The 25,901-nt window shown below is 42.8% G+C and carries 25 protein-coding genes; 1 reads left to right on the top strand and 24 read right to left on the bottom strand.

Annotation, left to right across the window (positions count from 1 at the left end; genetic code table 11):
- From moaA to CRO16_RS04130, 18 genes are all read right to left on the bottom strand, one after another.
- Positions 1–1,008, bottom strand: a complete 1,008-nt coding sequence (gene moaA / locus CRO16_RS04045; RefSeq protein WP_097055038.1) for a GTP 3',8-cyclase MoaA — start codon at positions 1,006–1,008, stop codon at positions 1–3.
- The gene (gene moaCB / locus CRO16_RS04050; RefSeq protein WP_097055039.1) at positions 1,009–1,920 is read right to left on the bottom strand and encodes a bifunctional molybdenum cofactor biosynthesis protein MoaC/MoaB; all 912 of its coding nucleotides are present in this window, start codon (positions 1,918–1,920) and stop codon (positions 1,009–1,011) included.
- Between the two features lie 3 nt (positions 1,921–1,923).
- The gene (locus CRO16_RS04055; RefSeq protein WP_179670482.1) at positions 1,924–2,367 is read right to left on the bottom strand and encodes a molybdenum cofactor biosynthesis protein MoaE; all 444 of its coding nucleotides are present in this window, start codon (positions 2,365–2,367) and stop codon (positions 1,924–1,926) included.
- A complete protein-coding gene (moeB, locus tag CRO16_RS04060; RefSeq protein ID WP_097055040.1) occupies positions 2,360–3,454 on the bottom strand; it encodes a HesA/MoeB/ThiF family protein in 1,095 nt (364 codons plus the stop codon). The genes CRO16_RS04055 and moeB overlap by 8 nt, the downstream gene beginning before the upstream one ends.
- Before the next feature lie 6 nt (positions 3,455–3,460).
- On the bottom strand, positions 3,461–3,694 hold the full coding sequence (locus CRO16_RS04065; protein WP_097055041.1) for a MoaD/ThiS family protein: 234 nt from the start codon (positions 3,692–3,694) through the stop codon (positions 3,461–3,463).
- Positions 3,678–4,262 (bottom strand): molybdenum cofactor guanylyltransferase, encoded by a 585-nt coding sequence (gene mobA, locus CRO16_RS04070; RefSeq protein WP_097055042.1) that lies wholly within the window; start codon positions 4,260–4,262, stop codon positions 3,678–3,680. Before mobA ends, CRO16_RS04065 begins: the two co-directional genes overlap by 17 nt.
- 1 nt (position 4,263) lies before the next feature.
- Positions 4,264–5,007 (bottom strand): sulfite exporter TauE/SafE family protein, encoded by a 744-nt coding sequence (locus CRO16_RS04075; RefSeq protein ID WP_097055043.1) that lies wholly within the window; start codon positions 5,005–5,007, stop codon positions 4,264–4,266.
- On the bottom strand, positions 5,008–5,346 hold the full coding sequence (locus CRO16_RS04080) for a winged helix-turn-helix domain-containing protein (protein ID WP_097055044.1): 339 nt from the start codon (positions 5,344–5,346) through the stop codon (positions 5,008–5,010).
- Between the two features lie 10 nt (positions 5,347–5,356).
- Positions 5,357–6,532, bottom strand: coding sequence for a molybdopterin molybdotransferase MoeA (locus CRO16_RS04085; protein WP_097055045.1), 1,176 nt, complete (start codon positions 6,530–6,532; stop codon positions 5,357–5,359).
- Positions 6,533–6,620: 88 nt separating this feature from the next.
- Positions 6,621–7,877: a tagaturonate epimerase family protein gene (locus tag CRO16_RS04090; protein ID WP_097055046.1), complete on the bottom strand. Its 1,257-nt coding sequence runs from the start codon at positions 7,875–7,877 to the stop codon at positions 6,621–6,623.
- Between the two features lie 11 nt (positions 7,878–7,888).
- Entirely contained in the window at positions 7,889–8,695 is an 807-nt protein-coding gene (locus tag CRO16_RS04095) for an SDR family oxidoreductase (RefSeq protein ID WP_097055047.1), read from the bottom strand.
- 12 nt (positions 8,696–8,707) lie between these two features.
- Entirely contained in the window at positions 8,708–9,898 is a 1,191-nt protein-coding gene (gene uxuA / locus CRO16_RS04100) for a mannonate dehydratase (protein WP_097055048.1), read from the bottom strand.
- Positions 9,899–10,000: 102 nt separating this feature from the next.
- On the bottom strand, positions 10,001–11,365 hold the full coding sequence (locus CRO16_RS04105; RefSeq protein ID WP_097055049.1) for a glycoside hydrolase family 28 protein: 1,365 nt from the start codon (positions 11,363–11,365) through the stop codon (positions 10,001–10,003).
- 5 nt (positions 11,366–11,370) lie between these two features.
- The gene (locus tag CRO16_RS04110) at positions 11,371–11,709 is read right to left on the bottom strand and encodes a cupin domain-containing protein (RefSeq protein ID WP_097055050.1); all 339 of its coding nucleotides are present in this window, start codon (positions 11,707–11,709) and stop codon (positions 11,371–11,373) included.
- Positions 11,706–13,520 carry a pectate lyase gene (pelA, locus tag CRO16_RS16410; protein ID WP_097055051.1) on the bottom strand — a complete coding sequence of 605 codons (1,815 nt, stop codon included), beginning with the start codon at positions 13,518–13,520 and terminating at the stop codon, positions 11,706–11,708. The genes CRO16_RS04110 and pelA overlap by 4 nt, the downstream gene beginning before the upstream one ends.
- A 53-nt stretch (positions 13,521–13,573) precedes the next feature.
- A complete protein-coding gene (locus CRO16_RS04120) occupies positions 13,574–15,469 on the bottom strand; it encodes a pectinesterase family protein (RefSeq protein ID WP_097055052.1) in 1,896 nt (631 codons plus the stop codon).
- Positions 15,470–15,508: 39 nt separating this feature from the next.
- Positions 15,509–16,153, bottom strand: coding sequence for a LamG-like jellyroll fold domain-containing protein (locus CRO16_RS04125; RefSeq protein ID WP_097055053.1), 645 nt, complete (start codon positions 16,151–16,153; stop codon positions 15,509–15,511).
- 20 nt (positions 16,154–16,173) lie between these two features.
- Positions 16,174–17,616 carry a glycoside hydrolase family 28 protein gene (locus CRO16_RS04130; protein WP_097055054.1) on the bottom strand — a complete coding sequence of 481 codons (1,443 nt, stop codon included), beginning with the start codon at positions 17,614–17,616 and terminating at the stop codon, positions 16,174–16,176.
- Positions 17,617–17,868: 252 nt separating this feature from the next.
- On the opposite strand from CRO16_RS04130, the gene CRO16_RS04135 reads away from it, so the two are divergent.
- Positions 17,869–18,915 (top strand): LacI family DNA-binding transcriptional regulator, encoded by a 1,047-nt coding sequence (locus CRO16_RS04135; RefSeq protein WP_097055055.1) that lies wholly within the window; start codon positions 17,869–17,871, stop codon positions 18,913–18,915.
- A 23-nt stretch (positions 18,916–18,938) separates the two neighbouring features.
- Here CRO16_RS04135 and CRO16_RS04140 read toward each other — a convergent pair whose 3' ends face one another.
- The 6 genes from CRO16_RS04140 to CRO16_RS04165 are packed head-to-tail and all read right to left on the bottom strand — an operon-like array spanning position 18,939 to position 25,898.
- On the bottom strand, positions 18,939–20,555 hold the full coding sequence (locus tag CRO16_RS04140) for a UxaA family hydrolase (RefSeq protein WP_097055056.1): 1,617 nt from the start codon (positions 20,553–20,555) through the stop codon (positions 18,939–18,941).
- A gap of 5 nt (positions 20,556–20,560) precedes the next feature.
- Entirely contained in the window at positions 20,561–22,018 is a 1,458-nt protein-coding gene (locus tag CRO16_RS04145; protein ID WP_097055057.1) for a tagaturonate reductase, read from the bottom strand.
- A 24-nt stretch (positions 22,019–22,042) separates the two neighbouring features.
- Positions 22,043–23,332 carry a TRAP transporter large permease gene (locus CRO16_RS04150; RefSeq protein ID WP_394341387.1) on the bottom strand — a complete coding sequence of 430 codons (1,290 nt, stop codon included), beginning with the start codon at positions 23,330–23,332 and terminating at the stop codon, positions 22,043–22,045.
- Positions 23,329–23,796: a TRAP transporter small permease gene (locus CRO16_RS04155; protein WP_097055059.1), complete on the bottom strand. Its 468-nt coding sequence runs from the start codon at positions 23,794–23,796 to the stop codon at positions 23,329–23,331. Before CRO16_RS04155 ends, CRO16_RS04150 begins: the two co-directional genes overlap by 4 nt.
- A 2-nt stretch (positions 23,797–23,798) precedes the next feature.
- Entirely contained in the window at positions 23,799–24,785 is a 987-nt protein-coding gene (locus CRO16_RS04160; RefSeq protein WP_097055060.1) for a TRAP transporter substrate-binding protein, read from the bottom strand.
- A 60-nt stretch (positions 24,786–24,845) separates the two neighbouring features.
- Complete coding sequence (locus CRO16_RS04165) at positions 24,846–25,898, bottom strand: sugar kinase (protein WP_317042509.1); 1,053 nt, start codon at positions 25,896–25,898, stop codon at positions 24,846–24,848.
- Positions 25,899–25,901: the final 3 nt, after the last annotated feature.

The raw sequence follows: 25,901 nt of genomic DNA on the forward strand, positions 1-25,901 counted from the left end.
TTATCCCCCAATGGTGGTCATACTCCTGTTCTGGTTATGCAATTTCGGTTCCTGCAGTTTCTCCAGCGTATCCATTCCTCCACGGATTCTGAATTTACTCTGAACCGCCCTTTGAATGATAGGCTCAATTGGACCGCCTTTACGAAGTGTGCTTAATAAATTGGATTCAGTAGTAGAAAACAGGCAGTTTTTCAAGTAACCGTTGGCGGTGAGTCGTAACCTGTTACAGGAATCGCAAAAAGGATTGGTTACCGAGCTTATTACAGCAAAACTGCCTTTATATCCTCTTATCCTGAAATTCCTTGCCGTATCATTCGGCGCATCCTGTAATCTTTCGATCTCATCCTCTGTAAAAGCGATTTTTACCTTGTCCATTACTTCTTTAAGAGAAACCATTTGGTCCATTTTCCATTTATTGCCATCAAAAGGCATGAACTCTATAAAACGGACAGAAACCGGTAAGTCTTTGGTGAGATTAATGAAATCAAGAATTTCATCGTCATTCACTCCCCGCATCAGCACAGCATTTAACTTCACGTTGAAACCTTTTTGTATCAGGAGCAGTATGTTTTCATAAACAGTATCAAACTGGTCTCGCAGCGTTATTTTATGAAATTTCTCTCTCTGCAGTGAATCCAAACTTACGTTGATGTTGTTAACCCTGTGTAATTTAAGAGTATCAACAAACTTATCAATGATCACGGCATTGGTGGTTATAGATAATTCCACAGGTAATGAGGCCAGTTTCTCCAGAACAGAGGAAAAATCCTTTCTTATCAATGGTTCTCCCCCCGTTAGCCTGATTTTGGTAACACCATGATCTACAAAAATCTTCGCTATTTGAAAGATCTCCTCATAGGTCATTATATCACTTTTGGGAGTGAGCGGTATGCCTTCTGCAGGCATACAATAAAAACATCGCAAGTTGCAGCGTTCCACCAGGGAAATGCGCAGATAGCGATGCTCTCTGCCGTGGGGATCCTGTAGGATATGATCGTGATTTATCATTTAATCGTGTCTTGCACCCTTTAATATTCTGAAAATATGTAACACCGACGGGAAAATAGCTTCCATAGATTCTTTAGCTCCGTTGGTTGAACCCGGCAATCCCAGGACTAATGTGTTCTTAATAGTACCGGCAATACTCCTTGAAAGCATGGAAAAAGGAGTTCTGTCTTGCCCGTAACTGCGAATAGCCTCTTCTATGCCCGGTATACGACGATCTAATAAAGGTTCAAGCGCTTCGGGTGTTACGTCGCGTTTTGATAAGCCGGTCCCTCCGGTATAGATGATCAGATCCATTCCCTGTTCCTGGAAAATCCTCGCTTTTTCCCGGATCATGTCTTTCTCATCCGGGATGATGATATAATGAACCACATTGACATTGCAGTCCTGTAGTATTCCTTTAATTGCCTTCCCTGCCCTGTCCTCTTTTTCTCCTGCGGAAATACTATCTGAGCAAACGATCACAGCGGCGGAAAGATCTTTCCTGAAGCGGTCCGTAAAATCAGATTTCCCGCCTTTCTTCTCAAGCAACTTTATCTGAAGGATTTCTATTCCCTTGTCAATTGGTTTCAGCATATCGTACATATTGAGCGCCACCACACTTGCTCCATGCATTGCCTCTACTTCTACACCTGTTTTATAAATGGTCTTCACCGTAAACAATACAGAAATTTCCAATCCGTTGATGTCATATTCCACACTTGTAAATTCAATGGGAATGGGATGACAATCGGGCAGAATGTCGGGGGTCCTTTTGACTCCTAACAAGCCTGCTGCTTTACTCATTGCAAACACATTCCCCTTGGGAACGGTATCATTCTTAATAGCTGCTATAGTTTCCTCCTTGCTCACTTTTACAATGGCCTGTGCAACTGCTGTTCTCAAGGTTGTACTTTTATGTGTGATATCAACCATTTCTTAAGTATTTACTTTCCACTGATGGGTACTGTCTTCAAAAATTTCCTTTCCAAAAACGGGCACCTTTGCTTTAATTTCTTCCACAACAAATTCCAGCGCCTCAAATATGGTTTTGCGCCGTGGTGACGACACAAATACGAACAGGCAGATCTCTCCTGCTTTCACCAGCCCCAGACTGTGATAAATATGCATGCAGGTAAGATCAAACTTTTCAAAAGCTGCTTCCCTAATTTCATGGAACTTCCGGTTGGCCATCTCTTGATAGGCCGTGTATTCTATTGCTTTGACGGTTTTCTCATCCACAACGTCTGCCCTTACCTGCCCTAAAAAGATATTATGGGCACCGATCTGATTTTTACTCTGATGTTTGACAATAGACCGAGCTATGAATTCAGCTGAAATCGCTCCCTGTACAAACACATTTTTAATCTCCCTGTCACTCATTTGTTACCCGATTAAATGATTCTTTTATGACCCTGTTTATTTCTGAAGCGCCTTCCTTTAAACTGAAGCAGTTGTTTACCTGAAGGTTGTGTAATACAGAAACCGCCTGTTTGCTTCTAATACCTGACTGGCAGAAGATTGCTTTTATCTTGCGATCACTTATCTCATCAAGATGTTGTTCTATCCGGCTTAATGGAATTCTTAGGACCCGGTGATCATCGACTTTTGGCTGCTCATGAAGCTCCCTTACATCAATAAGCTGAAGGTCTTGTTTTTCCATAACCTCTTTAAGAGAGACCTCTGTAAAATCAACTTTACGTGTGGTTCCTAAAATGCGTTTCTGGAATATCTTTTTATCCTGAAGCACCTTCTGAATTTTAACTTCCTTCCTCTTTACATTTATGGTGGTAACCTGGCTTGAAAGGGCATCATAACAAAGAAGTTTCCCTGAAAGTACCTTTCCAAGGCCAAGAATGACCTTGAGCACTTCATTTGCCAGCAGGGTTCCAATGATTCCCGGTAGAACTCCTAAAACCCCAACTTCAGAACAATTAGGAACACTATGTTTACCAGGTTTATTGGGAAAAACACACCTGTAGGTGGGGCCATTATTATAATTAAATACCGACACCTGCCCCTGGAACTTGTGGATAGCGCCAAAAACAACCGGTTTATTGCTCAAAACAGAGGCATCATTAATCAAATAACGCGCTTCAAAATTATCGGTCCCATCGACTATTATATCATATTCTCTGAACAATTCCATCGCATTATGAAACGTCAGTTTCTCCGGATATGCGTTTATCTGAATCGTGTTGTTGAGATCGTTTAACCGATCTTTGGCCGCCACAGCTTTATTTTGTCCCAGCGAAGCCGAACCAAATAGAATTTGACGCTGAAGATTCGATTCTTCTACCACATCATTGTCAATTATACCAATAGTACCTACCCCGGCAGCCGCCAAATATTGCAGCACAGGACACCCCAATCCGCCGGCGCCAACAACCAGCACCCTTGCAGCAGCAAGTTTCTCCTGACCTTTCGGGCCGATTTCAGACAGTATAATATGTCGGTTGTATCTATCCATTTTTTTTTAACCTCCGGCGAAAGGAGGTAGCAACACTATATTGGTATTGGTAATTTTATCTTCAGGAGACACCAATTCCATATTCTGGGCTACCTGAAAGTCTTTATCCTTTAATCCGGAATAGCTCGTGTAAAGCGTTTCCAGCAATTCTGAAATAGAATTCCCTGAGAAAAAGATGCTTTCTTCCTCACATCCGGTCACTTCTGCGAGCAGTCCGAAATATTTAATTTTTAATTCCATGGGCAATAGACTTTAATTCTCCCGGAGTATTAATATTTGAGGTGAAAACATCCTTTTCAGGATCCAACTCCACATTTTTTACCCTGCAATGATCGAGAGCCACATGTAGTCGCCGTTCATCAGTTTTTAGAAGTTCATGAAAAATCAGTTTACACCGTTTGTGGTATAAGGCAATCAGGGGCATACTTCTTCCATTGCTTACGAGCTGAACCACATCAAAAGTACCGTCCTGGGCATAGATCAATAGTTCAAGAACTTTGGTTTTGATCAATGGTACATCACAACTCAGCACCAGATTATAAACGGTTTTAGACCTGCTTAATCCGGTGAGAATTCCGGCCAAAGGACCTGCATTTGGAATGATATCTTCAAATCTTCCCAACTTTAGGACATCATAAGCGGGATTACCGGAGATAATGAAAGTTTCAGTAACCAGGGGTTCAACTGCAGAAATACTGTATTGAACGAACAGCCTTCCGTTGAGATTGATCAGGCCTTTGTCCGTTCCCATGCGGGAACTTTTTCCTCCGGCCAGAATGATACCCGTTATGTCCTTCTTTTCGATCATATTACGTAGTAAACAATTTTACCGAGGCAATGACAAGTACTACCGCCAGGATATAGCTCAGCCGCCGGTTATTGAATTTTTTACTTCCAAAATAGGCCCCCAGAAAACCTCCTATGAGTGCAATACCGACTAACATCAAAGATTCTCTGCTTAAAGTAACTCCTGTAGTCCACTGTCCGATCAAACCTGAAGCGGAATTCACCCAGATAAATAAAGCTGAAACCGCAGCTGCTTCTTTCATTTTTCCCCAGTGCAACAATAGAATAATAGGTGTCAAAACTATACCCCCGCCAATACCTATGAGCCCGGAAAAAAAGCCTATGATCCCACCAACCACCAGGCCCTGCCACAATTTTACCTTTTTAATGACCTCAACTTCTTTCCCAAAAACATTCAGCAGTTTCAGGACGGCAAACACCAATAAAAGCGCCAGCACTTTTTTGTACACAGAAGCGTCGACCTCTATTGTCCCTCCCAAAAAAGCGAGTGGGATAGAGGTGATCGCAAATGAGATAAATAATTTCCGGTTAAAGTAACCTTCCTTATAGTAATAGAAAAAAGCAATGCCCGCCACAAATAAGTTAAGCAAAAGGGCAGTTGGCTTCATGGTTTCGGGAGCAAAAGAAAACAATGCCATCAAGGCCAGATACCCACTGGCACCTCCATGACCTACACTGGAATACATGAAAGAAACCACGGGTAGTGCCAGCAGAAATAGATATATGTTCTCTGGTTGTAACATCATTTACAAACTCTTGATTTTTTCAAGCTGGATGTCCAAAAAATTCCAGCATTTTCTATTCATGTCATCAAAAACACCCACCAAGGATTTACCATAGGCAGTAAGTTCTGTTCCTCCGCCACCCTTGCCGCCAATGCTGTTGATGGTGACAGGTTTTGGAGTGGTCTTGTTAACCGCATCAATGAGATTCCATGCCTTTTTATAGGAAATATCCAGCGATCTGGCTGCTTTTGACAAGGAGCCGGTCTCATCAATGGCTTTCAATAACCGGATCTTTCCTTCTCCTAAAAATTCCCTGCCATCCAGTTCAATCCAAATCCTGCTTTTGATTTTATATTTCATTTACCTCCATTTAAAAGGGTAGCAATATCACCTCAACAATATCGCCCACTCTTATCTCTGTCCATTCTCCCGGCATCTTGATGAGGGCATTTGCCACGGCAAAAGTTTGTAGCATGGCCGAGCTTTGCCCTTCTAAAATAGAAACACCTCCATCCTTGTATAGTGCTTTTAAAAACTGAGGCCGATCACCATTTTTAATAAAATAAGACTTCGACTCGGCCATTACTTTCATCAGGGCTTTATCCTGTCCTGTCATTTTTTGCAGGGAGGCATATACATAGATGTAAAAGCAGGTCAAAGCGGCCGCAGGGTTCCCCGGAAGTGCAAACAGCAGTGTGTTCTCATTTTTTCCGAAGAAAAGAGGCTTTCCGGGTTTTTGATTTACTTTATAAAAGATTTGCTCAATATCCAATTCCCTGAGTGTCTTCCCAACAAAGTCATAATCTCCAACAGATATTCCGCCGCTGATTATTACCACCCCATTTTCAGCAATAATATTTTTTAAGCTGTTATAGGTCTCATTAAAATTGTCCTGAATTTTATAAACCCTAACATCCCTGAAGCCAAGATCGAGCAGTGCACTTTTGAGCATAACAGAGTTGCTCTCATAAATCTTTCCGAAGGTTAGGGATTTTCCGGCTTCGATAAGCTCATTGCCTGTTGTTACTATTGCAACCGAAGGTTTTTTATTAACAGCAACTTCCGTAATTCCCAAAGAGCTTAAGTAACCTATAGCGGCAGGGGTTAATTTAGTGCCTCTCTTAAGAGCTACCTCTCCTTTTTTAACCTGCTCTCCTATTGGCCGGATATTTTCTCCCGGAACAGCTTCGTTTTCGACGATAATCACCTCGTCCTGTACCTTGACTTTTTCCTGCATCACCACCACATTGGCCGAATTAGGAACGGGAGCGCCCGTGAAAATACGAAGAGCTTCTCCCTTGCTCAAAACGGGCTGATGATGATCTCCGGCCTTTACTTCAGCTATCAGGGAATATGACTCGTCTTCACATAGGTTGAGAGCATAACCGTCCATGGCCGCCTGCCTGAAGGGAGGCATATTAATTGGAGAAAGAACATCCCGGAACAAAATTTCATTTTGCGAATTTTCAACAGGCAAAGTAACCTCCCTTGAAAGTTCTCTGCTGTTTTCAATGACTGACTTTAAAGCCTCTTCAATGCTGACCATGTCAATTCCGTTATGTCATAACAAACATAGCGAAAGGCCTCAGCTCTATATATGATAATTGTCAGGGAAAGAAAAATTCAATATGACCTCAAGAAATGAATTGGAACCGGGAATAGAGTGGCTTCAAATGTTTTCTATACAAGTTATCTGTCACATTCTCCTCAATCTTTTCTCTGTACCTCTCTAAAAGTGGGAAAAACTCACCTTCTTTTTCTGCTGCTATTTTATATGCAGTATGAAGCAGTTGTCTAAAGTGAGGGTTATAATCACCTGAAGCGGAATCATGACGTAGGGCAGCTGCAAACTCCCTTCCGGAGGAGAAATCTTCCGGAGCCGGCAGTTTTGTTTTATCTATCGCTAGAACTGACTTGTAACCTTTCGTCAGTTCCTCATAGCGGTCCAATGCCTCTCTATATAAGTCTATACTGAAGTCAAAACCTTCTCCTTCACTTTCCGCCAGACCTATCAGTTCTTCTAACCAGGTGGTGCCGGCGGTTTTGAGGTGCAAACCAGAATTGTGTTTTTTTATAAGCTTGTTGATCACCCGATAAATGGAAAATTTATCGCTGCCGGTATGAACACTTATTTTAAGATTCTTCGGAAGATCAAATTGCGCAACAGCAAATCTCAGCACCAACAGATCTTCCTCAAATTCCTTTTCAAATTGAGAAATATCGCCAACGTAATCCACTCCTTTGTTGAAGCTTCCGGTGAATTTTGGTGCAATGGTGTTTACAGGTACTCCATAATGAGATAGAGCGGCAAGAATGAAGAAAAGTTCCACGGGAGACTGAGGATGTTCTACCTCATCTATCGAAACTTCAATATGTATATTTTCCTTTTTTTTGCCGGCGATATAGGAGTAAACCTCTCCGGCATTCTTAGCTGCCAGCAGAAAGTTATCCAGCATTTCCCAAAGATGGGTTTTTGAAATTTGCATCTTATGGTCTATACCCGGAATTTTCAATTCCCCTGAATATTCTCTGAAATAGGTTAGAAAATTCTCCTCTTCAGAGGCAGGTGCCTTCTTTCCAATGAATTCGGCCACATCTATCGTAAAAAAATTACTCACCTCCAGAAAAGGATCTACCGTGTTGAAATTGATATGATCGGCATCAACAAAATAAGCTCCCTGAAAACCCACAGTCTTCACTGCTCTATCGGCTTCTTTTCTGAGACTCTCCGGGCTGGTCCCAACGGTTTTATGCTCCCGGTGTGACTTATTCCACACCGGCGTCACCTCCACTCCCTCCTGTCTAAGTTTTAAGATAGCTTTCAACTGTGCCGTGCCTTCTTTTCCAAACCTGTCTCCCACTCCAAAAGAATACTTTCCTAGTCTGCCCATTTTTTCCCTTTTTATACTCCGCTAAAAGCTCCAAAACCTCCATCAACCGCTATAACAGTGCCGGTAACGAAAGATGAAGCATCTCCCGCCAGCCAGTTTGCCGCTCCCTGAAGTTCTTCGGGCTTGCCAAAGCGATTCATAGGAGTTTGCTTTACAATCGTTTCACCACGAGAGGTTAGACTGCCATCTTCATTTAATAAAAGATCCCGGTTTTGCTCTCCAATAAAAAATCCGGGGGCAATGGCATTTACCCGAATCCTGTCGCCATATTTTTGTGCCATTTCTACGGCCAGCCATTTCGTAAAATTGTCTACTGCAGCCTTTGCGGCCGAATATCCCATTACCCGTGTAAGTGCTCTTGTGGCCGCAAGTGAAGAAATATTAATGATACTACCCTTCTTTTGTTCAACCATACTTTTAGAAAATATCAGGGTAGGCAGCACAGTCCCCTTGAAATTGAGCTGATTCACCATGTCAAAATCGTTAATATTAAGATCAAAGATACTTTGATCTGGACTGATGGTAGCACCTTTCATATTCCCACCAGCAGCATTCACCAAGATGTCTACCTTTCCGAATTTTTTTTCCATTGCTTCTCTGGCTGTCTCTAATTTTAGCTTGTCAAGGACATCTGCAACCAAACCCACAGCTTTTCCGCCGGCCCTCTCTATTTCCTCTACTCTGATCTGTACAGTTTCCTCACTGCGCCCCAGGATGCCCACTTTCACTCCTTCGGTGGCCAGTCCCATTGCAATTGCACCTCCCAGCACGCCATTTCCTCCGGTTATAACTGCTACTTTATCTTTTAAATTATTCATTTTAGTCTTATTTTAATTTCCGAGAGAGCTAATAATTCCCATCTCCAGTCCACGCAGTTCTGCGAGGCCACGCAACCTTCCAATGGCCGAATAACCCGGATAGGTGGTTTTCTCCAGATCGTCAAGCATTTGGTGCCCGTGATCTGGTCTCATGGGAAGAGGCCGATTTTTTTGCCCTTTTTGACACTCATAGAAAGTGCGCACCAGCTTGTACATCTCTGCATTCCCCTCCAGGTGGTTCGCTTCATAGAATCTGGAGTTTCCTTCCCGTTGTACTGATCGTAAGTGGACAAAATGAATACGGTCAAAAAAGGTTCGAATAATTTCTGGAAGGTCATTGTTTTCTGAAGCTCCAAAACTACCACTGCAAAAGGTGAGTCCATTGGCTATGGACGGCACCTGCCTGAAAATATAATCCAAATCACCTATATTACTTACCACTCGGGGCAATCCCAATACCGGCCATGGTGGATCATCAGGATGAATGGCCATATTAACACCTGCTTCATCGGCCACGGGAATTATTTCCTCGAGAAAATTCACCAGATTCTCCCGGAGCTGTTCTGCTGAAATTCCCTTATAATCCTCCAGCCCCTTCCGAAGCTTATCCAGAGTAAAACCTTTTTGATCTCCCGGGAGCGCCATTAACAAGCTCTCCTTAAGCCTCGCAAGTTCTTCTTCGGCCATTTGCGGATACCTGCTCTTTGCTTTTTCTACCATAGCAGGATCATAGTCGGCTTCGGCATTCTCTCTTTTAAGTATAAAAAGATCAAATATGATAAGGTCTTCCAAATCGTGCAACAAAGCGGTACCGCCGTCTTCCAGTTCATAGCGCACATTCGTCCGTAACCAATCAAGAACCGGCATAAAATTGTAGCATACCCTGGTGATGCCGCTCCTGCCAAGATTTCGCAGACTCTGCTTATAATTCTCTATAAATGCAGTTTTATCCTTCTTGCCTTGTTTTATGTGTTCATGCACCGGGAGACTCTCTACCACATTCCAGTGCAGAGGAAAGGCATTTTCTTTATTGCTTTGGACAAGTAGAGCTTTTCTCTTCTCGATCTCTTCCACACTCCACACCTCCCCCACCGGGATATGGTGTAAAGCTGTGACCACTCCGTTGGCACCTGCCTGTTTAATAGCCTGTAAATTTACAGGATCATGTGGCCCGTACCACCTCCAGCTTTGTTCAAAGACCATAGCTTATTATTTGTTTCTTCTAAAGTTAAAACCATTTCCCTCCCTTTCAAAACTAAACCGCAATGAATTCTTATGACAGAAGAAATAGCGCAAAAAAGATCTCTACTGCTTCCCAGAAACCGAAGTAGGAACTGTAGCTTCTTTTCCAATAATTACCTCGTCTAAAATGACATTTTTGGTGTTCGTTATTGAAGTAGCATTTTGGGTCTTGTTTACTTTGATGTTGGTGAGTTTTACATTCTCTACCTTACTCTCTTCAAATCCCTGGATAACCACTGCAGTCCCCGTGGCTTCCTCGCAAGTCACATTGGTGATAAAAACATCTGAAATCCTGGAATTAAATCCTTCTCCTTCCCCGTGATAGTTGGCAGTAATGTAAAAGCAATCTTCAACTTTCTGAAGTTCTATATCGTTAATGTATATATTCCTGATATAACCTCCCCGGTCCGGATTAGTTTTGAAGTAGATCCCTCTTTTTAAATAGCCCCAGGCTTTGTTGTTCTCTACGTAGATGTTCTGTACCCCGGCAGACATTTCACTGCCTATCACCACTCCGTGGAGACCTTTTAGAAGATTATTTCTAATCACAATATTTTCTGAAGGTGTAGCTGAATTGGACCGCCCCTCATGATCCCTCCCGGCTTTGATAGCGATATTGTCATCTCCGTTGTCAAATTTCACTTCTTCAATTAAAATATCACTCGCATATTCGGCGTCGAAACCATCGTTATTGAAGTTATGCGCATCAAATTTTAATCCCCGCAGCGTCGCACTTTTCGACTTAAGCAGGTGGACGCACCAAAAAGGGGAATCTTCTATAGTGATATCTTCAAGAAGTATATTTTTTGAATTCACAAACTGGATCAACTGCGGGCGCAGGTAATGCCCTTTGCCAAAGATTCTTTGCTCCACAGGAACTCCTGTATGATTCATTTTCCGGCTTAGTTGTTTATCCTTATCCTCAAGCTTCTTCCAGGCTGCCCAGGCTCCTCCCCCTTCTCCATCAATAGTACCTTTCCCCGTAATAGCAATGTTTTCAAGTTCGTTCCCATAGATAAGCGGACTGTAATTGTAAAGCATTGTCCCTTCCCAACTGCTAAGGACCAGAGGATAATCTTTAGGATTATCCCCGAACCTTATCTTTGCACCTTCCTCAAGATGTAGGTTCACATTGTTCACAAAATGAATTGGACCATTAACAGTATACACTCCCTTCGGAACTATAAGCGTTCCTCCCTTTCTTTTCTTCAGGTGGCTCATAGCCCGGTCAAAAGCTCGTTTATTGTTTGAAACCGAATCTCCCTTAGCTCCAAATTTTATTATGGAAACCGTGTATTCGGGTATCACCGGAAGCTGGATCCTCTCCACGATCTCTTCAGTGGCTGCCTTTCTTTCCGGCTCAGATAATTGCGCCTGGGCATTCACCCCGACCAAGAGAACTACCCACAACAGAATAATTTTTTTCATATCTCTTATTTTAGGAAATCCTCACGCACGGGACTGAAAACGTCAATTAACATGCCTGCCTCAAGGCATACGGCGCCGTGTTTAGCATTAGGCGGAACGAAGAATCCGTCGCCGGTTTCAAGAATTACAGTTTTGCCATCAATGCTGATCTTAAACTTTCCTGAAGCCACGATAGTGCCCTGGGAATGGAAATGCTCGTGCTCATAACCCACTGCGCCTTTTTCGAATTTCACCTTCACCATCATCAGCTGTGTATTATAGCCTGTGATTTGCCGGGTGATTCCGTCTCCGGCGGATTCCCATTTGGCTTCAGCTTCTTTAAAAAATGTCTTTCCGTTTATCATTTTTGAGAGGTATGTTTTTGCTGCCATTTGGGATAATCTTCTTTTATGAGATCTTCAGCGTAATTATCAATGTAGCTGTAGTTGGTGCGCCGTTCATGCTCTATTTCATCAAGATTGTATTTCACCACTCCGTCACGTCCTATGAACATGATTTTATTAGTCCCAATTTCGGTAAAGCGTCCCCAGAGCGGACCACCCTCAGGATCTTCAACCACGATCCTATCACGACCTTCAGGTAATTCCGGGCCCTTGATCCACTCCACTCTTTTTCCCATGACCTTGGCATCTTCAAACCACTGCATGGCGCTTCGGATGGATCTCTTTACTTCTTCCGAAGGGTTTTCTATTTCCATTAAATACCTCACTATTTCGGCACTTTCCTTACCACTTAAAGAGGCTAATTCATAGGCTCTTGCTTTCGCCGGTTCAAGAGTTTTTTTATCGTGCTGCGCACCCCACACCGTGAGTTTACCATCAACTTTCACCTGGGTAGCAAGAATTATTTCCAAACCTTTGTTTACAGCTCTGCGGGCTTTTCTCTTCCTTTCGGAGTCCACGAAAGTGTAGGGTTCTTCATTTTTTGCTACGTCACGCAACAACCTAAGCACTCCTACCATCGCTCCATCGTTGTAAGTAATGTGCTCGTAATATCCTTTTTTAATCGGATAGAACTGAGGCCAACCTCCATTGGGATACTGCGCCTCCAACAGAAAATCAATACCCTTAAAAAATGCCTTTTTATACTCCTCTTTTCCGGTAGCCTTGAAAACTTTGGCCAGGTACCGCAGCTGCGTATGGGTGGCTCCATTGTCTATTGTAGTACCGGCATCTTCTACACTTAATTTCCTAAGCTTTTCTTTCTCCTGGGGAGTAAGCTCATTGGACATGTCAATGTTCTTGTACCAACCTCCATTGTTATGCTGATAAAGCAACACATTGTCTGCGATCCTTTGAGCCTCTTTACTTCCATACCACTGCTCATCCTGTCTCAACGCTTTTCTCCAGGGAATTTTCTCTGAATATTCCACCGCACCAACCGATGGTTCACCCAGGATCTTCTGAAATATAACCGCTTTCTTTATATATTTTTTCAATTCCAGATCCTGCCTTGCAGTCTCCTGAAGTGCCAGGGTGGCAACTATTGTCGCACCTGTTTTAGAAAGATGAGTATCATCGGTTACTCCCCTGGGCTCGTATGGATCTTCCCCCGGCTCGAGGTGTAAATGCAACTGTTTTGAATCCTGGGGACCGTACATGATCTCCAGCCGTTCTGTCAATAACTGCATATCAATAAAAGGTACATTCATATCATTTGCAACCATTCTCACCACCAGGGGATACTGCCCATGAGTATCTATTAAAACTTCATTTTCATTGAAATTCCGCCGCACGATAGAGCTGAAAAGAACGGGTGTTGCTCCTTTCTCTCTCGTTTCTCTCACAAACTTCTCAAGATTGCTCCGGTATTGTGTAAAAGGATTGGTATATCTGGCGGGATCGTTTACTTTTTGATCATTGTGACCAAACTGTATAAAAACAAAATCCCCTGGCTTCAGTTGCTCTTTTACCTTTTCCCAGCGGCCTTCAGCAATAAAACTCCTGGTACTGCGACCGTTCACAGCGTGATTCTCAATATTTATGTCAGAAGTCATCAACTCCGGAAGCATCTGTCCCCAACCGTGCTCCGGATTTTTATCGGGATCCTTTTTATCGGACATTGTGGAGTCACCAATCAGAAAAAGCGTTGGCTTCTCCTGCGCGCCAACTTTCAATGAACAAAGGATCATAAAAAACAGAATTAAATTTTTCATTTTTTGAGAAGTTAAATCAATAGTTTTAAGGTATCCTTTTTTAAAGCAGGATCTTATTTATTCATGGCTTTTGCAGCCCAGTACCAGTCACTGTTAGTGCTAAAAACGTTTTTTAGAGTGTATATAGCAGCCTCTTCTGAAGTGAGCTGATGAGTCCATTCAGCTCTTGTGGAAGCTGAAGCACCTGGACCTGTACTGTTGTATTCGGCATAGTAAGCAGTTCTTTCTTTATTCGGAAACATTTTATCCCCCGGCCAGTGATCCCAGCCTGCCGGAAGTATATGGTCTCCTAGATGAGAATTTATAAATACGGTTTTTGCGTAAGGTCTCCATGGCCTACCGAGGTAAACCTCGTTAACACCTTCGGCAGCAATCAGTTTACAGTCAATGAACACATAGCCGAATTCCTGATTTTGTGGAGTCGCCGCTGCAGTCACAAAAGAATCTTTTAGACTTTTAATAGTACAGTCTTTAAAAACCGCTGTGGCTTCGCCGAAAATAAAATCTGTTGTTCCTTCGATGTAACAGTTAAGATACAACTGCCGGCTTCCTTCTGTGGCCGCGTAAAGCGTATCCTGGCAGCCGGTAATATCTGAATCTTTCATTACAAACCGGTCGCCTTCCACATGTAATGCCACTGCCTGACCTTCTCCACAGGAAGTATTTTGGATGGTAAGATTCTCCATCTTTATATCATTCCCTCTAACCAAAACTGTATAGGAAGTAAAGGTTGAATGCTCTTTTCCAGTCTCCGGATCGATCTTTCCTGAAAAATCATCGTTGGTAATGATGGTTTTCTCCCGATCTTCTCCAATGAGCGTCAGTTGCCGTTTCCAGGAAGGAATCTCCAGTTTTTCATTGTAAGTGCCGGATTTGATCCTGATCACCACTTCCCCCGGACCAAGATCCCGGGTAGAGTTGATGGCTTCCTGAATGCTGCTGAAATCTGCACTCCCGTCTTTTGAAACTGTGATCTCCCGGTATTTGTCTCTTGCTGAAGACGAATTTTTGAAGATCCTATCGAGGAAATTGGTCGTTAATTTTACAGTTTCATCAAACCAGGGATGAACCAGCCAAAAAGCATGAGGCGTTTTGTCTATGGTAAGTACTTCGTTGTAGATCATGTTTTCGTCAAGTATCTGCAGCATGTCATCCCGGCCGGCATGAAATCTTGGGTAAGAACTGTTGATGACCAAAGTAGGAGGAGTTTCTCCATTTACATATTCCAGAGGCGAGGCTTCTTTCCAGGTTTCGAATTTGTCGGCTTTAGAACCGTCGAGCCATGTTGCTGCCATCCAGCCTTCTTCGGCGTCGGGATGAATGAAGGAAACAATTCCGTCGATATTGACAATAGCCTGAACTTCATCTGAAAACGAGGATTTTCCGGAGTTGTATTTTTCAGAATTAGGAGTTACACCAACGAGTGTTGCCAATTGCGCTCCTGCCGAAGCCCCTAAAACAGCAATCTCATCAGTATTTATCTGAAATTGATCTGCATTCGCTTTCATCCATTTTAGGGCATCTTTGAGATCAATTACCCCTGCAGGATAAACTGCTTCCGTTCCAAGCCGGTAAGAGGTAGTGACAGCTACATAACCTTCAGCAGCAAGTTTTTGTGCGAATGGCCGCAGATTCTCTTTAGTTCCGGTAAGCCAGCCCCCGCCATGAACCAACAGAACTGCAGGGAATTTTTCCCCTTTTTCAGCCTTAGGAAGGTAAACATCTGCAGTCAGATTCTTTTCCGCAGTTTCCTTATAAACTAGATTTTCCCGGGCTTCTATACGGTCTGACATCTGTGACTCAACCGGAGAAATGAAAGGATATTCTTTTTTAAGCTTCTCGTAGGTGGTGCTAATGGTATATGGCCTCACCTCATTCTTCTGCGCAATCGTTTCAGGGCAAAGGCAGAAAAAAAAGAGGATCGAAAAAAGGCATTTTTGGAGTCTCATCTTTTTAATTCTTTTATTTTCTAATCAGATTGTGGTTTCTCAAAAATCTGCTTCCGGAGTGAATCTCACTTCGCTGATCCCACCTTTGAACCAGGACCTTTTGTCCATACGAGTGCCAAGGGAAGTTTTAGCATTTTCCCCTATTGGCAGGTATTGAAAATTGCCGGAAACTTCTTCTTTACCGTTCACATAGCCCCGAATATTTCCGTTGCTATACACCATACTAATGGTAAACCATTGGTTTAGCGGGTGTGTATGAGTGGAATCGATCAGAGTAAGGCTTTCATTTTCAGATTTTATAAACCAGTCGCCATACCACTCATTCTGATCGGTCAGCCTGAGTTCAATCAAGATCCGTCGGTTTTCATTCTCCGGATCCTGAATGTGCAAAAATCTCTGTTCCCTATTTTCCGGAAATCCGGGATAGGGTTTAAAATCTACTTCTATGGTAAATTCTTCCATTGCGGAAATGGGATTGGCATATATCAACAAACCATCTTTTTTACCATTAAATTCTACATAATTTGTACCCTCTCCCTCCACAAATTTTGGTTCCCCGTGAACAGTAACAGTATTTCCTCCTATTTCACGGATATTGTCGATTTTCCAAACGACCTCTTCCTGATCGGGCCCTTCGCAGGAGGCGATGAATAGAACTAAAAGAAAAAGAGAAATTCCTCTCATGCGCTTACCGATCAGGAGATCTAATATTCTTTGCCGTTGATGGTGGTGTTCACGAATTGAATGTCCTCAGCATGCTCTATTTTTAGTGGCACCTCCACATTCTTAATAGTCACATTTTTCAATTTCACATTCTTTACAGGGGATTCTTCCCTTCCAATGATCAATACTCCGTACTCTCCGCCATTTTCTACTTCCACATTCTCAAGAAGTATATTTCTTATTACAGGCATAAACTCCCCTTCCTGATTAGCATAGATCGCATACCTGGTATTTATTTTCAACACGGCTTCCTTTACCTGTCCTACTTCCAGATCTTTCACAAAAATGTTCTCAATGGTACCACCTCTTCTTGTATTGGTCTTGATCCTTATCGCACGATCAAGATTCGGGCTGTTCATGGTATTATTGCGGATATAAACATTTCTCACTCCACCGGAAATTTCACTTCCCATAACAACTCCGCCGTGCCCATCTTTCATGGTGCAGTTCTCTACTACGATATTTTCACTGGTGATCCCTACGCGTCTTCCGTCATTATCTCTACCCGATTTTATGGCAATACAGTCATCCCCTGTATCAAAAAGGCAGCCTGTAATGTGTACATTTTTACTGTATTCGGGATTACAACCGTCATTGTTCGGTCCGTGGCTGATTACACTCACATCCTTCACTCTTACGTTGTTTGATTTTATTGGATGCATTACCCAAAATGGTGCATTTACAAAGGTGACTCCTTGGATAAGTACATTTTCACATTCGAAGGGCTCAAAAAAAGTAGGACGAAACTGATGTCCTTCCCCAAAAACACGCTCTTCCACAGGAGTGCCCTTTTCCACCATATCACTTAGACGAGGCAGATTATGAGCGTCATGCTGCTTTACATCCCCGTCTTTATACCCGTATACATCTTTCCCACTCCACGGCCACCAGTTGTCATTGTCCGCCTGGCCATTGAAAGTTCCTTTACCTGTAACGGCTATGTTCTTCTGCTTGTAGGCATAGATCAAAGGGGAATAGTTCATGAATTCCATTCCTTCATAAGAAGTATGAACCACCGGCAGGTAATCTTTTTGATCTGTAGAGAATTTTACTTCTGCACCTTCCTCAAGGTGAAGGTTTACGTTGCTTTTTAGATGAATTGGTCCTGTAAGATAAACTCCGGCGGGAACGAGAACTTTTCCTCCACCGGCATTAGCACAGGCTTCAATAGCTTTTTTAAAGGCTTCATCACTGCTCTTGCTTCCATCAGCCGTTGCTCCATAATCCATGATGTTGAAAACTTCATCGCGAAATTCAGGTACTTTAATATTCTTTACGATCTCGTCTGCCTGCTTCCATGGATCATCAAAATTAACTTCTGCTGAAGTTTCCGTATCGGAAGCTACAGGTTCATTTTGATTCTTGCAAGATATGATCACGAGACCAAGTAAAAGTCCGAGTACTAATTTTAAAATGTCTTTCATTTGAATAATTTGAAGGTTTATCTCAAGAATATTTCGCTGTAATCGATTGCACTAAAATAAAGAAATTTTTATGCTTTAAGGGGCCCTAACCCAGGAAATTTTATGTAAGAAATAAGAGATCGATCAATATTTCATTACGAAAATCAAACTTTTCATGAGAAAAGTCATTTTTCGGCAAAATCTCTCCCTTGAAAATGACAATTTTTGATATCTTTGTTATGCAATTTGTTGCATAGTCAGGATTCGCTTCTCATGAAAGAAAACGGTAAGGTCACCATTTACGACATTTCTAAAAAATTAAATATAAGTGCTGCCACAGTGTCCAGAGCGCTGAACAATAATCCGAAAATCAGCAAAAAAACCAGAGACCTTGTCTTTGCAGCAGCCAAGGAAATGAACTACAAGCAAAACCGGCTTGCACAGGCATTGAAAAGTGGGAAAAGCAAAAATGTCGGAATTATTGTGCCTTACATCAATCGCAACTTTTTCTCTTCTATCATTAGAGGTATTGAAGAAGAGCTGGGACCGCATGGTTATCATGTGATCATTTGCCAGACACATGAGCAAATGGAAACCGAGGTGGAACAGATAAATACGCTGCTTAATACCCAGGTAGACGGCATCTTCATGTCGATCTCGAAATCCACCACTAAAACAGATCATTTTAAAAAGGTACTGGACGAAGGAAAGTCCCTTATCTTCTTTGATAGGAAACTTGATGTGCCTGGAGTGAGCTCTGTAGTTATTGATGACTTCAAGGCCGGATACCTGGCCACAGAACACCTTATATCCCAGGGGTGCAAAAATATTGCACATTTTGCGGGAGATCTTAATCTTGAGATCTATAAGAATCGTTATGAAGGCTATATTAAAGCTCTTAAGGACCACGGATTTCAACCAAATCCCGATTACGTGGTTACCACTCTTAGTAGTGTAGAATCTGGAGCGGCTGCGGTGAGCAAGATCTGGGAATTAAATGAAAAACCTGATGCAATTTTTTCAGCAAGTGATTACACAGCACTGGGAGCTATTCAGGAACTTAAGAGAATCGGAATTAGAATTCCGGAAGACTTTTGTATCTCAGGATTCAGTAATGAACCCTTCACAAAGTATATGGAAATGCCCATAACATCTGTTGATCAAACTCCATTACGTATGGGTAAGATTGCCGCACAGGTGTTTTTAGAGCAGGTTGACAGTCCTCAAAAACTTACTATTGAGAAGAAAGTGGTGCTTGCTCCTGAACTTATGGTGAGAAATTCTTCAGACAGAAGTCTGCACAAGTTGGCTATCCATTAATTTAGAAAAAACAAAAGGGCGTCTTATAAAGACACCCCTCTTTTCCATGGAATAAAATCATCCTGGTTTAGCTCATCTGCCTTAGTAGAGACTTCACCGCTTGCTACTTTTACAATAAATTCGAGGATCTCCTCCCCCATTTCCTCAATGGTTTTCTCGGCTTTTATCACTCCTCCCGCATCAATATCAATAATATCGGGCATTCTGCGTGCAAGGGTAGTATTGGAAGAAACCTTCACCACCGGTGCTACAGGATTGCCTGTAGGCGTACCGAGACCTGTGGTAAAAACCACCACATTAGCACCCGCTCCAACCATAGCAGTTGTGCTCTCCACGTCGTTCCCCGGAGTACACAACAGGTTTAGGCCCGGTTTGGTAACGTAATCTCCATAATCCAGAACATCCTGTATCGGTGACGTCCCGCCTTTCTTAGCTGCTCCAGCCGACTTCATGGCATCAGTAATAAGTCCGTCCTTGATATTTCCCGGGGATGGATTCATATCAAAGCCCGATCCTGCATCAATTGCCGATTTTTCAAAAGCCCTGGTGAGTTCTAAAAATCTTTCTGCCAGCTCATCATTAACACAGCGGTTGATCAATTCCTGCTCAATTCCGCAGAGTTCCGGGAATTCAGAAAGTATAGGCGAGCCTCCCAATGCCGAAAGCAAATCTGAAGCATAGCCGAGAGCCGGGTTTGCTGATATTCCGGAGAATCCGTCAGAACCACCACATTCCAAACCTAACTTCAGCTTTGAAAGTGGTGCAGGTCTTCTCGGGATCTCATTCGCTTCCTTAATAGCAGCGTAAGACTCCCTGATGATCTTACTCATCATTTCATCAATGGTGCCCTCTTGCTGCTGTTCAAAAATTAATACGGATTTTTCACTATTAAAGTTTATTCTATCAAGCGCTCTTTTAAAGATATCTATCTGAAGGTTTTGACAGCCTAAGCTAAGTACAGTTGCTCCCGCAACATTTGGATTATTTACATAACCAGCCAGCAATCTTGCCAGTGAAGCCGAATCCTGTCTTATTCCTCCACAACCTCCCTGGTGGGTGATGAATTTAACTTCAATATTGTCAAAGATCTCGCTCTCTTCCTCTTCTACCTCAACAGCTTCGGAAGCATCCTCTCCCTGAATCAGCCGTCGTAACAACAGCCGCTCCCGGGATGGCTTTCTAAAGGAAAGCTCCTTCTCAAAAACCTCTTTTAGAAGCTCAATATTTCTGTTCTCACAAAATACGAGTGGAAAAAACAGCCATACATTTTTCGTCCCCACCTGTCCGTCGGCGCGGTGATAACCATTAAAGGTCACGTCCTTCCACTTTGAAACATCAGGTGCGTTCCAGCCAGTAGTTTCAGTCTTCTTATGAGCCTGTGCAGCCTGATGCTTCACATTGTCGACAGTAAGAACTTCACCTTTTTTTATGGCAACAGTAGCTGTTCCCACCAGGACACCATACATATAGATCTTATCTCCTTCCCCGAGGTCTACCAAACTAATTTTGTGTTTGGCAGCAACATCGGTGAGAACATCAATTTTATTATTCCCAAGGCTCAATACCTCCCCTTTCCAGAGATCTGCAAGGGCTACCGCGACATTATCTTCGGGATGAACTTTAATTATTTTCGTCTCCATAATTCTTAGCTTTTCACTTTTGTCTTCTCTCGAAAGGATCGAAAGCCTTCTTCCACTCCTTTTTCCTCCAGCTCTTTGATCGCCACTTTGATCTGTTCTTTTAACTCCGGAACAATCGTAAGGTCTTGCCCCCAGTAATCTTCTTTTTTAAGCACCTCTTGGGTCAATTCCTCCAGATCATCTTTCTTCCAAACCCTGCTAAAGAAATCCTTTATCTGTTGATCATCCTGAACAGGCAGCGTTTCTCCTTTCCACTCGCCTTTGTAGAACCTTATCAAACAGGCAAAGGCAAAAGTGAGTCGCACCGGCAAAGTAGATTTCCTCTTCTGATATTCAAGCAGACTGGGCAACACCCTCACTTTAAACTTTGAAATTGAGTTAAGGGCGATACTTGCCAGTTGATGTTTAATAAAAGGATTTCTGAAACGGTCAAGTACTTCTGAAGCAAAGGAATTTAGTTCTTCTTCCGCAAGATCGAGTGTCGGATTTATCTCCTCAAAAATGGCATTTTTGACGAACTTTCCGGTGAATTCATCATCAACCGTCTCTTTTACAGTCTCCTTTCCGCTGAGAATTGCGAATGGCACCATCGTGGTGTGAGCACCGTTTAAAATTCTAACTTTGCGTGTGCGGTACGGCTGAATATCCTTCACAATAAGCACATTCTCATCTATTTTATCAAAGGGGATTTTTGATTTAAAAGCTTCCCCTCCTTCGATCACCCACAGTAGAAATACTTCGGCTGTGACAATAAGCTTGTCCTCAAATTCCAGCTGACTTTGATATTCTTCTATTTCGGCTCTTGGATAACCGGGAACAATTCTGTCGACAAGAGTATTGTGAAAAGTATTGTGCTGCTCTATCCAGTTTTTAAAATTACCATCCAGTTTCCAAAGCTCCACATACTCCAAGATGATCTCTTTAAGATTGTCTGCATTGTAGTTGATAAGCTCGCAAGGAACTATAGTCAATCCTTTATCGGCAGCTCCGTTGAAATGCTGATATCTCTTATAAAGAAGGGCTGTCACCTTCGCCGGAAAACTATTGTGAGGAACATTTTCAAGCGCATCAGATCCATTAAAAGCAATACCTGCTTCCGTGGTGTTGGAAATGAGAAATTGCAGTTCTTCTTCAGTAGCCAGGTCCAGATAAGCTGAATAGTCCTGATAAGGATTCAAAGATCTCTGAATACAGCTGATCGTCCTCTTCTCCTGAATTTCCTTTCCGCCCTTAACACCTCTCATAAACAGGTTGTAAAGCCCATCCTGCTCATTGAGCATTTCCACGAGGCCGGCATCAATAGGTTGCACAACGGCAACCCCGGCATTAAAATCTGCTTCTTTATTTAATTTATCGATAAGATAGTCAACGAATGCCCGCAAGAAATTCCCTTCTCCAAACTGAACAACTTTTATTGGAAGGTCTGAAGTAATTCCTGCGGTTTTTCTATTTAATCTTTCCATACTATTTTTCTTAGTCTTAAAATTCTATTCAAACAACTTCGGCAGCCACAGGGAGATCTCGGGTATGAATGTCACCAGCAACAATACAATGAACATGGCGACGTACAGGGGCATCAAAGGTTTTATCACTTTCTGAATACTAGTTTTTGCAACACTCACTCCTATGAACAACACAGAGCCCACCGGCGGAGTACAAAGTCCGACGCAGAGGTTCATTACCATCATAATTCCAAAATGAACCGGATCCACTCCAAGTGCTGTCACCACGGGTAAAAAGATTGGCGTAAAGATCAAAACCGCAGGAGTCATATCCATAAAAGTTCCCACAAACAGCAGCAGGAGATTTATGATAAGAAGAATAACGAAAATATTATCACTCAAACTCAGCAAGGCATCACTTACGGCCTGCGGAATGTTCTCATAAGACATTACCCAGGACATACTCATGGATGTAGCAATAAGCAGCATCACTATGGCTGTGGTTCCCACCGAACTCAGGAAGACCCCATGAAGATCACTCACTTTTAGTTCCCGGTTTATAAAGGACAGAATGAGACAGTACAGAACCGCAATTCCCGAAGCCTCGGTGGCTGTAAAGATTCCCGAGACAATACCACCAATGACCACGACCAACAGCAGTAAACTGGGAAGGGCATGTAAGAAGGTAACAGCAATGTTCTTTAGGTTGGCAGGTTCCCCGGCAGGATATTTCTTCTTTTTGATCCAGATCGCTGCCACAAGCATAAGAGCAAGCCCCATCAAGATCCCCGGAAGATATCCCGCAAGGAAGAGAGAAGCAATAGAGACTCCGCCACTGGCGAGGGAGTAAACAATGAGGACATTAGACGGCGGGATTATCAGACCTGTTGTAGACGAGGTAATATTCACTGCCGCTCCAAATTGTTTGGAATATCCTTCCTTTTCCATTGCCGGACCCAGAATCCCGCCCATAGCCGAAGTCGCTGCCACTGCAGATCCCGCTATAGCCCCAAACAACATTGCGGCAACTACGTTAACATAGATCAATCCTCCCGGCAGTGCGCCCATGAGCGCTTTGGCAAAGGCAATGAGCCGGTTGGCAATCCCTCCCTGATTCATTATTTGACCTGCCAAAATAAACAGGGGAATGGCTAAGAGTGAAAAACTATCCAGGCCTGTGGCCATACGTTGCGCTACTGTTGTAAAAGAAGCAAGCGTGTCAATTGATGCCAGTATTGTGAGTACACATGAGATCCCTATTGACCAGGCAACAGGAACTCCTATCGCCAGCAGGATCACAAAGGACAGCACCAATATTAAAACCTCTGACATCATACTAAATACGTTTTTGAATGAATGATTTCGTGTACTTTATAATATATCACCAATAAACCGCTCACCGGGACTATGCTGTAGATCCATGAGAGAGGTACTCCCAAAGCTGCTGAAGACTGACCAAGCAAATCGTTTACATATACCAGGTTGCCACCTCCAATGACCAACACCGTTAAACTGAACAGAATGATAAGAACATTAATAAAGATGCGCAGTCTTATCCTGTTGGCAGAATTTAATTTAGGAGGTAAAATATCTATTGACAGGTGCGTTTGTTGCCCCGAAGCATAAGCCGCCCCTAATATCCCTATCCAGATAAAAAGGAATCTCGCCAGCTCTTCGGTAAAGGAGCTGGGGGAATTCAAAACGTACCTTGAAAAGATCTGCCACAGGACAGATAACACCATTAGAGTGAGGAGTACCACCAGGAAGTTTCCTAAGATCTTGTCTATTTTTCTTCTCATAATTATTTGATTTCCTGGATCTCCTCGATTAATTTTTTCATCTCAGGATCTTGAGAAAATTCCTCATACATAGGCTCTACCTTTTGCCGAAAAAGCTCTTTTTCAGGATAAATCACTTGCACCCCGGCCTTTTGGATCTCCTCCATGGCTTCCAGTTCTGCTGCTCTCCAGATCGTTTTTTGATACTCTGAGGATTCCATAGCAGCTTCTTTTAACCATTTTTGCTGTTGCGGGGAAAGGTCATTCCATATAAGGGTACTTATCAATAATTCATCGGGAAGTGCAGTATGTTCATCTACAACAAAGTATTTACACACTTCATAATGACGGGAAAGATAGAAGCTGGGCAAATTATTTTCGGCCCCGTCAACGATTCCCTGCTGCAGGGCTGTATACAGTTCTCCCCAGGCAATGGGTGTAGGGGACCCGCCCAGGTGCTTCACCATATTAATGGCAGTATTACTTTCCATAACCCGCAGTTTCAAACCTTTCAGGTCTTCAGGTTTCTCTACCGGTACCTTACTGTAAAAGCTGCGGCTTCCTGCATCGTAAAAAGTGAGGCCTTTTAACCTTTTGTCAATACTCTTATTCAGGAATTCTTCTCCTATTTCACCTTCCAGAACTGCAAAGCGATGTTCCCTGTCCCTGAAAAGGAATGGCAGTCCAAAAAGTTGCAGACTGGGAACAAAGTTTTCAAGAACTCCGGTGGAGACCTTTGTCATTCCTAAACTTCCTATTTGAAGTAGTTCAAGGGTTTCCCTTTCTGATCCTAATTGCTGGTTTGGGTAAATATCAATGGTCATTGTCCCTCCCGATTTCTCGTACAGACGCTCGGACATATAGACCATTGCTTTATGTACAGGGTGAGAGGTATCAAGGCCATGGCCCAGTTTGATTTTTTTTACTTTGTTTTGTTCATCACAACCCGCTACCGCAAATAGCAGCACAAGGATAAATACAAAATATGTTTTATTTTTTAAGATCTTCATCATCTATTATTGATAATCTAATAATACCCTCCAGCCTTCAGACTTCCTGCCGATAAGACATTATCTTTTAATTCTTCCATCAGTTTTTCCATTCGCCACTTCCAGGACTTCCTCTACACTAACAAGGTTTACATCTCCTACATGTGTATGTTTTAAAGCACAGGCTGCATTGGCAAAATCTAATGCTTCCTGATCTTCAAAATGCTGTAAACCATATAAAAGTCCGGCCGCAAAAGCATCGCCGGTCCCAATGCGATCCACAACATTTGTGATCTCCAGTTCGCTGGTGGTAAGATATTCCTTACCGGTCCACGCTCTTCCATAAATTTTCTGCCAGGAGGCATTTACACTTGTCCTCACCTTATCAAAGACCTTTGTGACTGACGGGTACTCAGCTATCAGAGCTTTTGCGGCAGCAATGAAACCTTCCTCATCAGAGGAATATTCAGAATCCAGGATCTCATTGATCTCGCTAACTCCACCAATGAAAATATTGGAAAGAGAAATTAGCTCTTTCAGGACTTCTTTACTGTTTCTCCCATATTTCCACAAGTTGCTTCTATAAGCAGGGTCGGAGGTTACAAGCACTCCTTTTTGGGAAGCCATTTCGAGACCTGCCTTAAGGGTCTGGTAGGCTCCTTCTGATATAGCAGGCGAAATTCCACTCCAATGTAAAAATGCAGACTTACTGAGAATGGCTTCCCAGTCTACCTGCTCCGGACTTATATTAGCGAAGGAACTATTACGCCGGTTATAAGCCACCTGGCTTGACCGCATTGAAGAACCTACTTCCAGAAAATACAGACCTAAAGGAAAGTCCACCTTGTTAACCGCAGAGATTCCTATTCCATACTTCCTCAAAGTCGAAATTGCAGCTTCACCAACAATGTCATTGGAGACATTGGTAACATGCTGTACTTCTACTCCCAGGTGAGCCAGGGAGGCAGCAACGTTCATTTCGGTGCCTCCAAAGAAAAAGTCCAGATGATTAGCCTGCAGGAGCTTGCGGTTATCTGATGGCGATAGACGCATCAAAACCTCACCAAAGGTGACGGTTTTTCTCTTTTCTGAAGCTTCTTCCTGCATGTAACACATATAAAAAACTACAGGCAAAAG

The organism is Salinimicrobium sediminis, from assembly GCF_900215295.1.
GTDB lineage: Bacteria > Bacteroidota > Bacteroidia > Flavobacteriales > Flavobacteriaceae > Salinimicrobium > Salinimicrobium sediminis.

Bases quoted from the DNA above. Each gene is read 5' to 3' on its own strand.
- CRO16_RS04135 (WP_097055055.1), top strand. From the start codon at position 17,869: ATGAAAGAAAACGGTAAGGTCACCATTTACGACATTTCTAAAAAATTA.
- CRO16_RS04150 (WP_394341387.1), bottom strand. From the start codon at position 23,332: ATGATGTCAGAGGTTTTAATATTGGTGCTGTCCTTTGTGATCCTGCTG.
- CRO16_RS04075 (WP_097055043.1), bottom strand. From the start codon at position 5,007: ATGATGTTACAACCAGAGAACATATATCTATTTCTGCTGGCACTACCC.
- CRO16_RS04130 (WP_097055054.1), bottom strand. From the start codon at position 17,616: ATGAAAGACATTTTAAAATTAGTACTCGGACTTTTACTTGGTCTCGTG.
- moaCB (WP_097055039.1), bottom strand. From the start codon at position 1,920: ATGGTTGATATCACACATAAAAGTACAACCTTGAGAACAGCAGTTGCA.
- CRO16_RS04080 (WP_097055044.1), bottom strand. From the start codon at position 5,346: ATGAAATATAAAATCAAAAGCAGGATTTGGATTGAACTGGATGGCAGG.
- CRO16_RS04090 (WP_097055046.1), bottom strand. From the start codon at position 7,877: ATGGGCAGACTAGGAAAGTATTCTTTTGGAGTGGGAGACAGGTTTGGA.
- CRO16_RS04125 (WP_097055053.1), bottom strand. From the start codon at position 16,153: ATGAGAGGAATTTCTCTTTTTCTTTTAGTTCTATTCATCGCCTCCTGC.
- pelA (WP_097055051.1), bottom strand. From the start codon at position 13,520: ATGAAAAATTTAATTCTGTTTTTTATGATCCTTTGTTCATTGAAAGTT.
- moeB (WP_097055040.1), bottom strand. From the start codon at position 3,454: ATGGATAGATACAACCGACATATTATACTGTCTGAAATCGGCCCGAAA.
- CRO16_RS04105 (WP_097055049.1), bottom strand. From the start codon at position 11,365: ATGAAAAAAATTATTCTGTTGTGGGTAGTTCTCTTGGTCGGGGTGAAT.
- CRO16_RS04140 (WP_097055056.1), bottom strand. From the start codon at position 20,555: ATGGAGACGAAAATAATTAAAGTTCATCCCGAAGATAATGTCGCGGTA.
- moaA (WP_097055038.1), bottom strand. From the start codon at position 1,008: ATGATAAATCACGATCATATCCTACAGGATCCCCACGGCAGAGAGCAT.
- CRO16_RS04120 (WP_097055052.1), bottom strand. From the start codon at position 15,469: ATGAGACTCCAAAAATGCCTTTTTTCGATCCTCTTTTTTTTCTGCCTT.
- CRO16_RS04095 (WP_097055047.1), bottom strand. From the start codon at position 8,695: ATGAATAATTTAAAAGATAAAGTAGCAGTTATAACCGGAGGAAATGGC.
- mobA (WP_097055042.1), bottom strand. From the start codon at position 4,262: ATGATCGAAAAGAAGGACATAACGGGTATCATTCTGGCCGGAGGAAAA.
- CRO16_RS04155 (WP_097055059.1), bottom strand. From the start codon at position 23,796: ATGAGAAGAAAAATAGACAAGATCTTAGGAAACTTCCTGGTGGTACTC.
- CRO16_RS04145 (WP_097055057.1), bottom strand. From the start codon at position 22,018: ATGGAAAGATTAAATAGAAAAACCGCAGGAATTACTTCAGACCTTCCA.
- CRO16_RS04160 (WP_097055060.1), bottom strand. From the start codon at position 24,785: ATGAAGATCTTAAAAAATAAAACATATTTTGTATTTATCCTTGTGCTG.
- CRO16_RS04065 (WP_097055041.1), bottom strand. From the start codon at position 3,694: ATGGAATTAAAAATTAAATATTTCGGACTGCTCGCAGAAGTGACCGGA.
- CRO16_RS04085 (WP_097055045.1), bottom strand. From the start codon at position 6,532: ATGGTCAGCATTGAAGAGGCTTTAAAGTCAGTCATTGAAAACAGCAGA.
- uxuA (WP_097055048.1), bottom strand. From the start codon at position 9,898: ATGGTCTTTGAACAAAGCTGGAGGTGGTACGGGCCACATGATCCTGTA.
- CRO16_RS04055 (WP_179670482.1), bottom strand. From the start codon at position 2,367: ATGAGTGACAGGGAGATTAAAAATGTGTTTGTACAGGGAGCGATTTCA.
- CRO16_RS04110 (WP_097055050.1), bottom strand. From the start codon at position 11,709: ATGATAAACGGAAAGACATTTTTTAAAGAAGCTGAAGCCAAATGGGAA.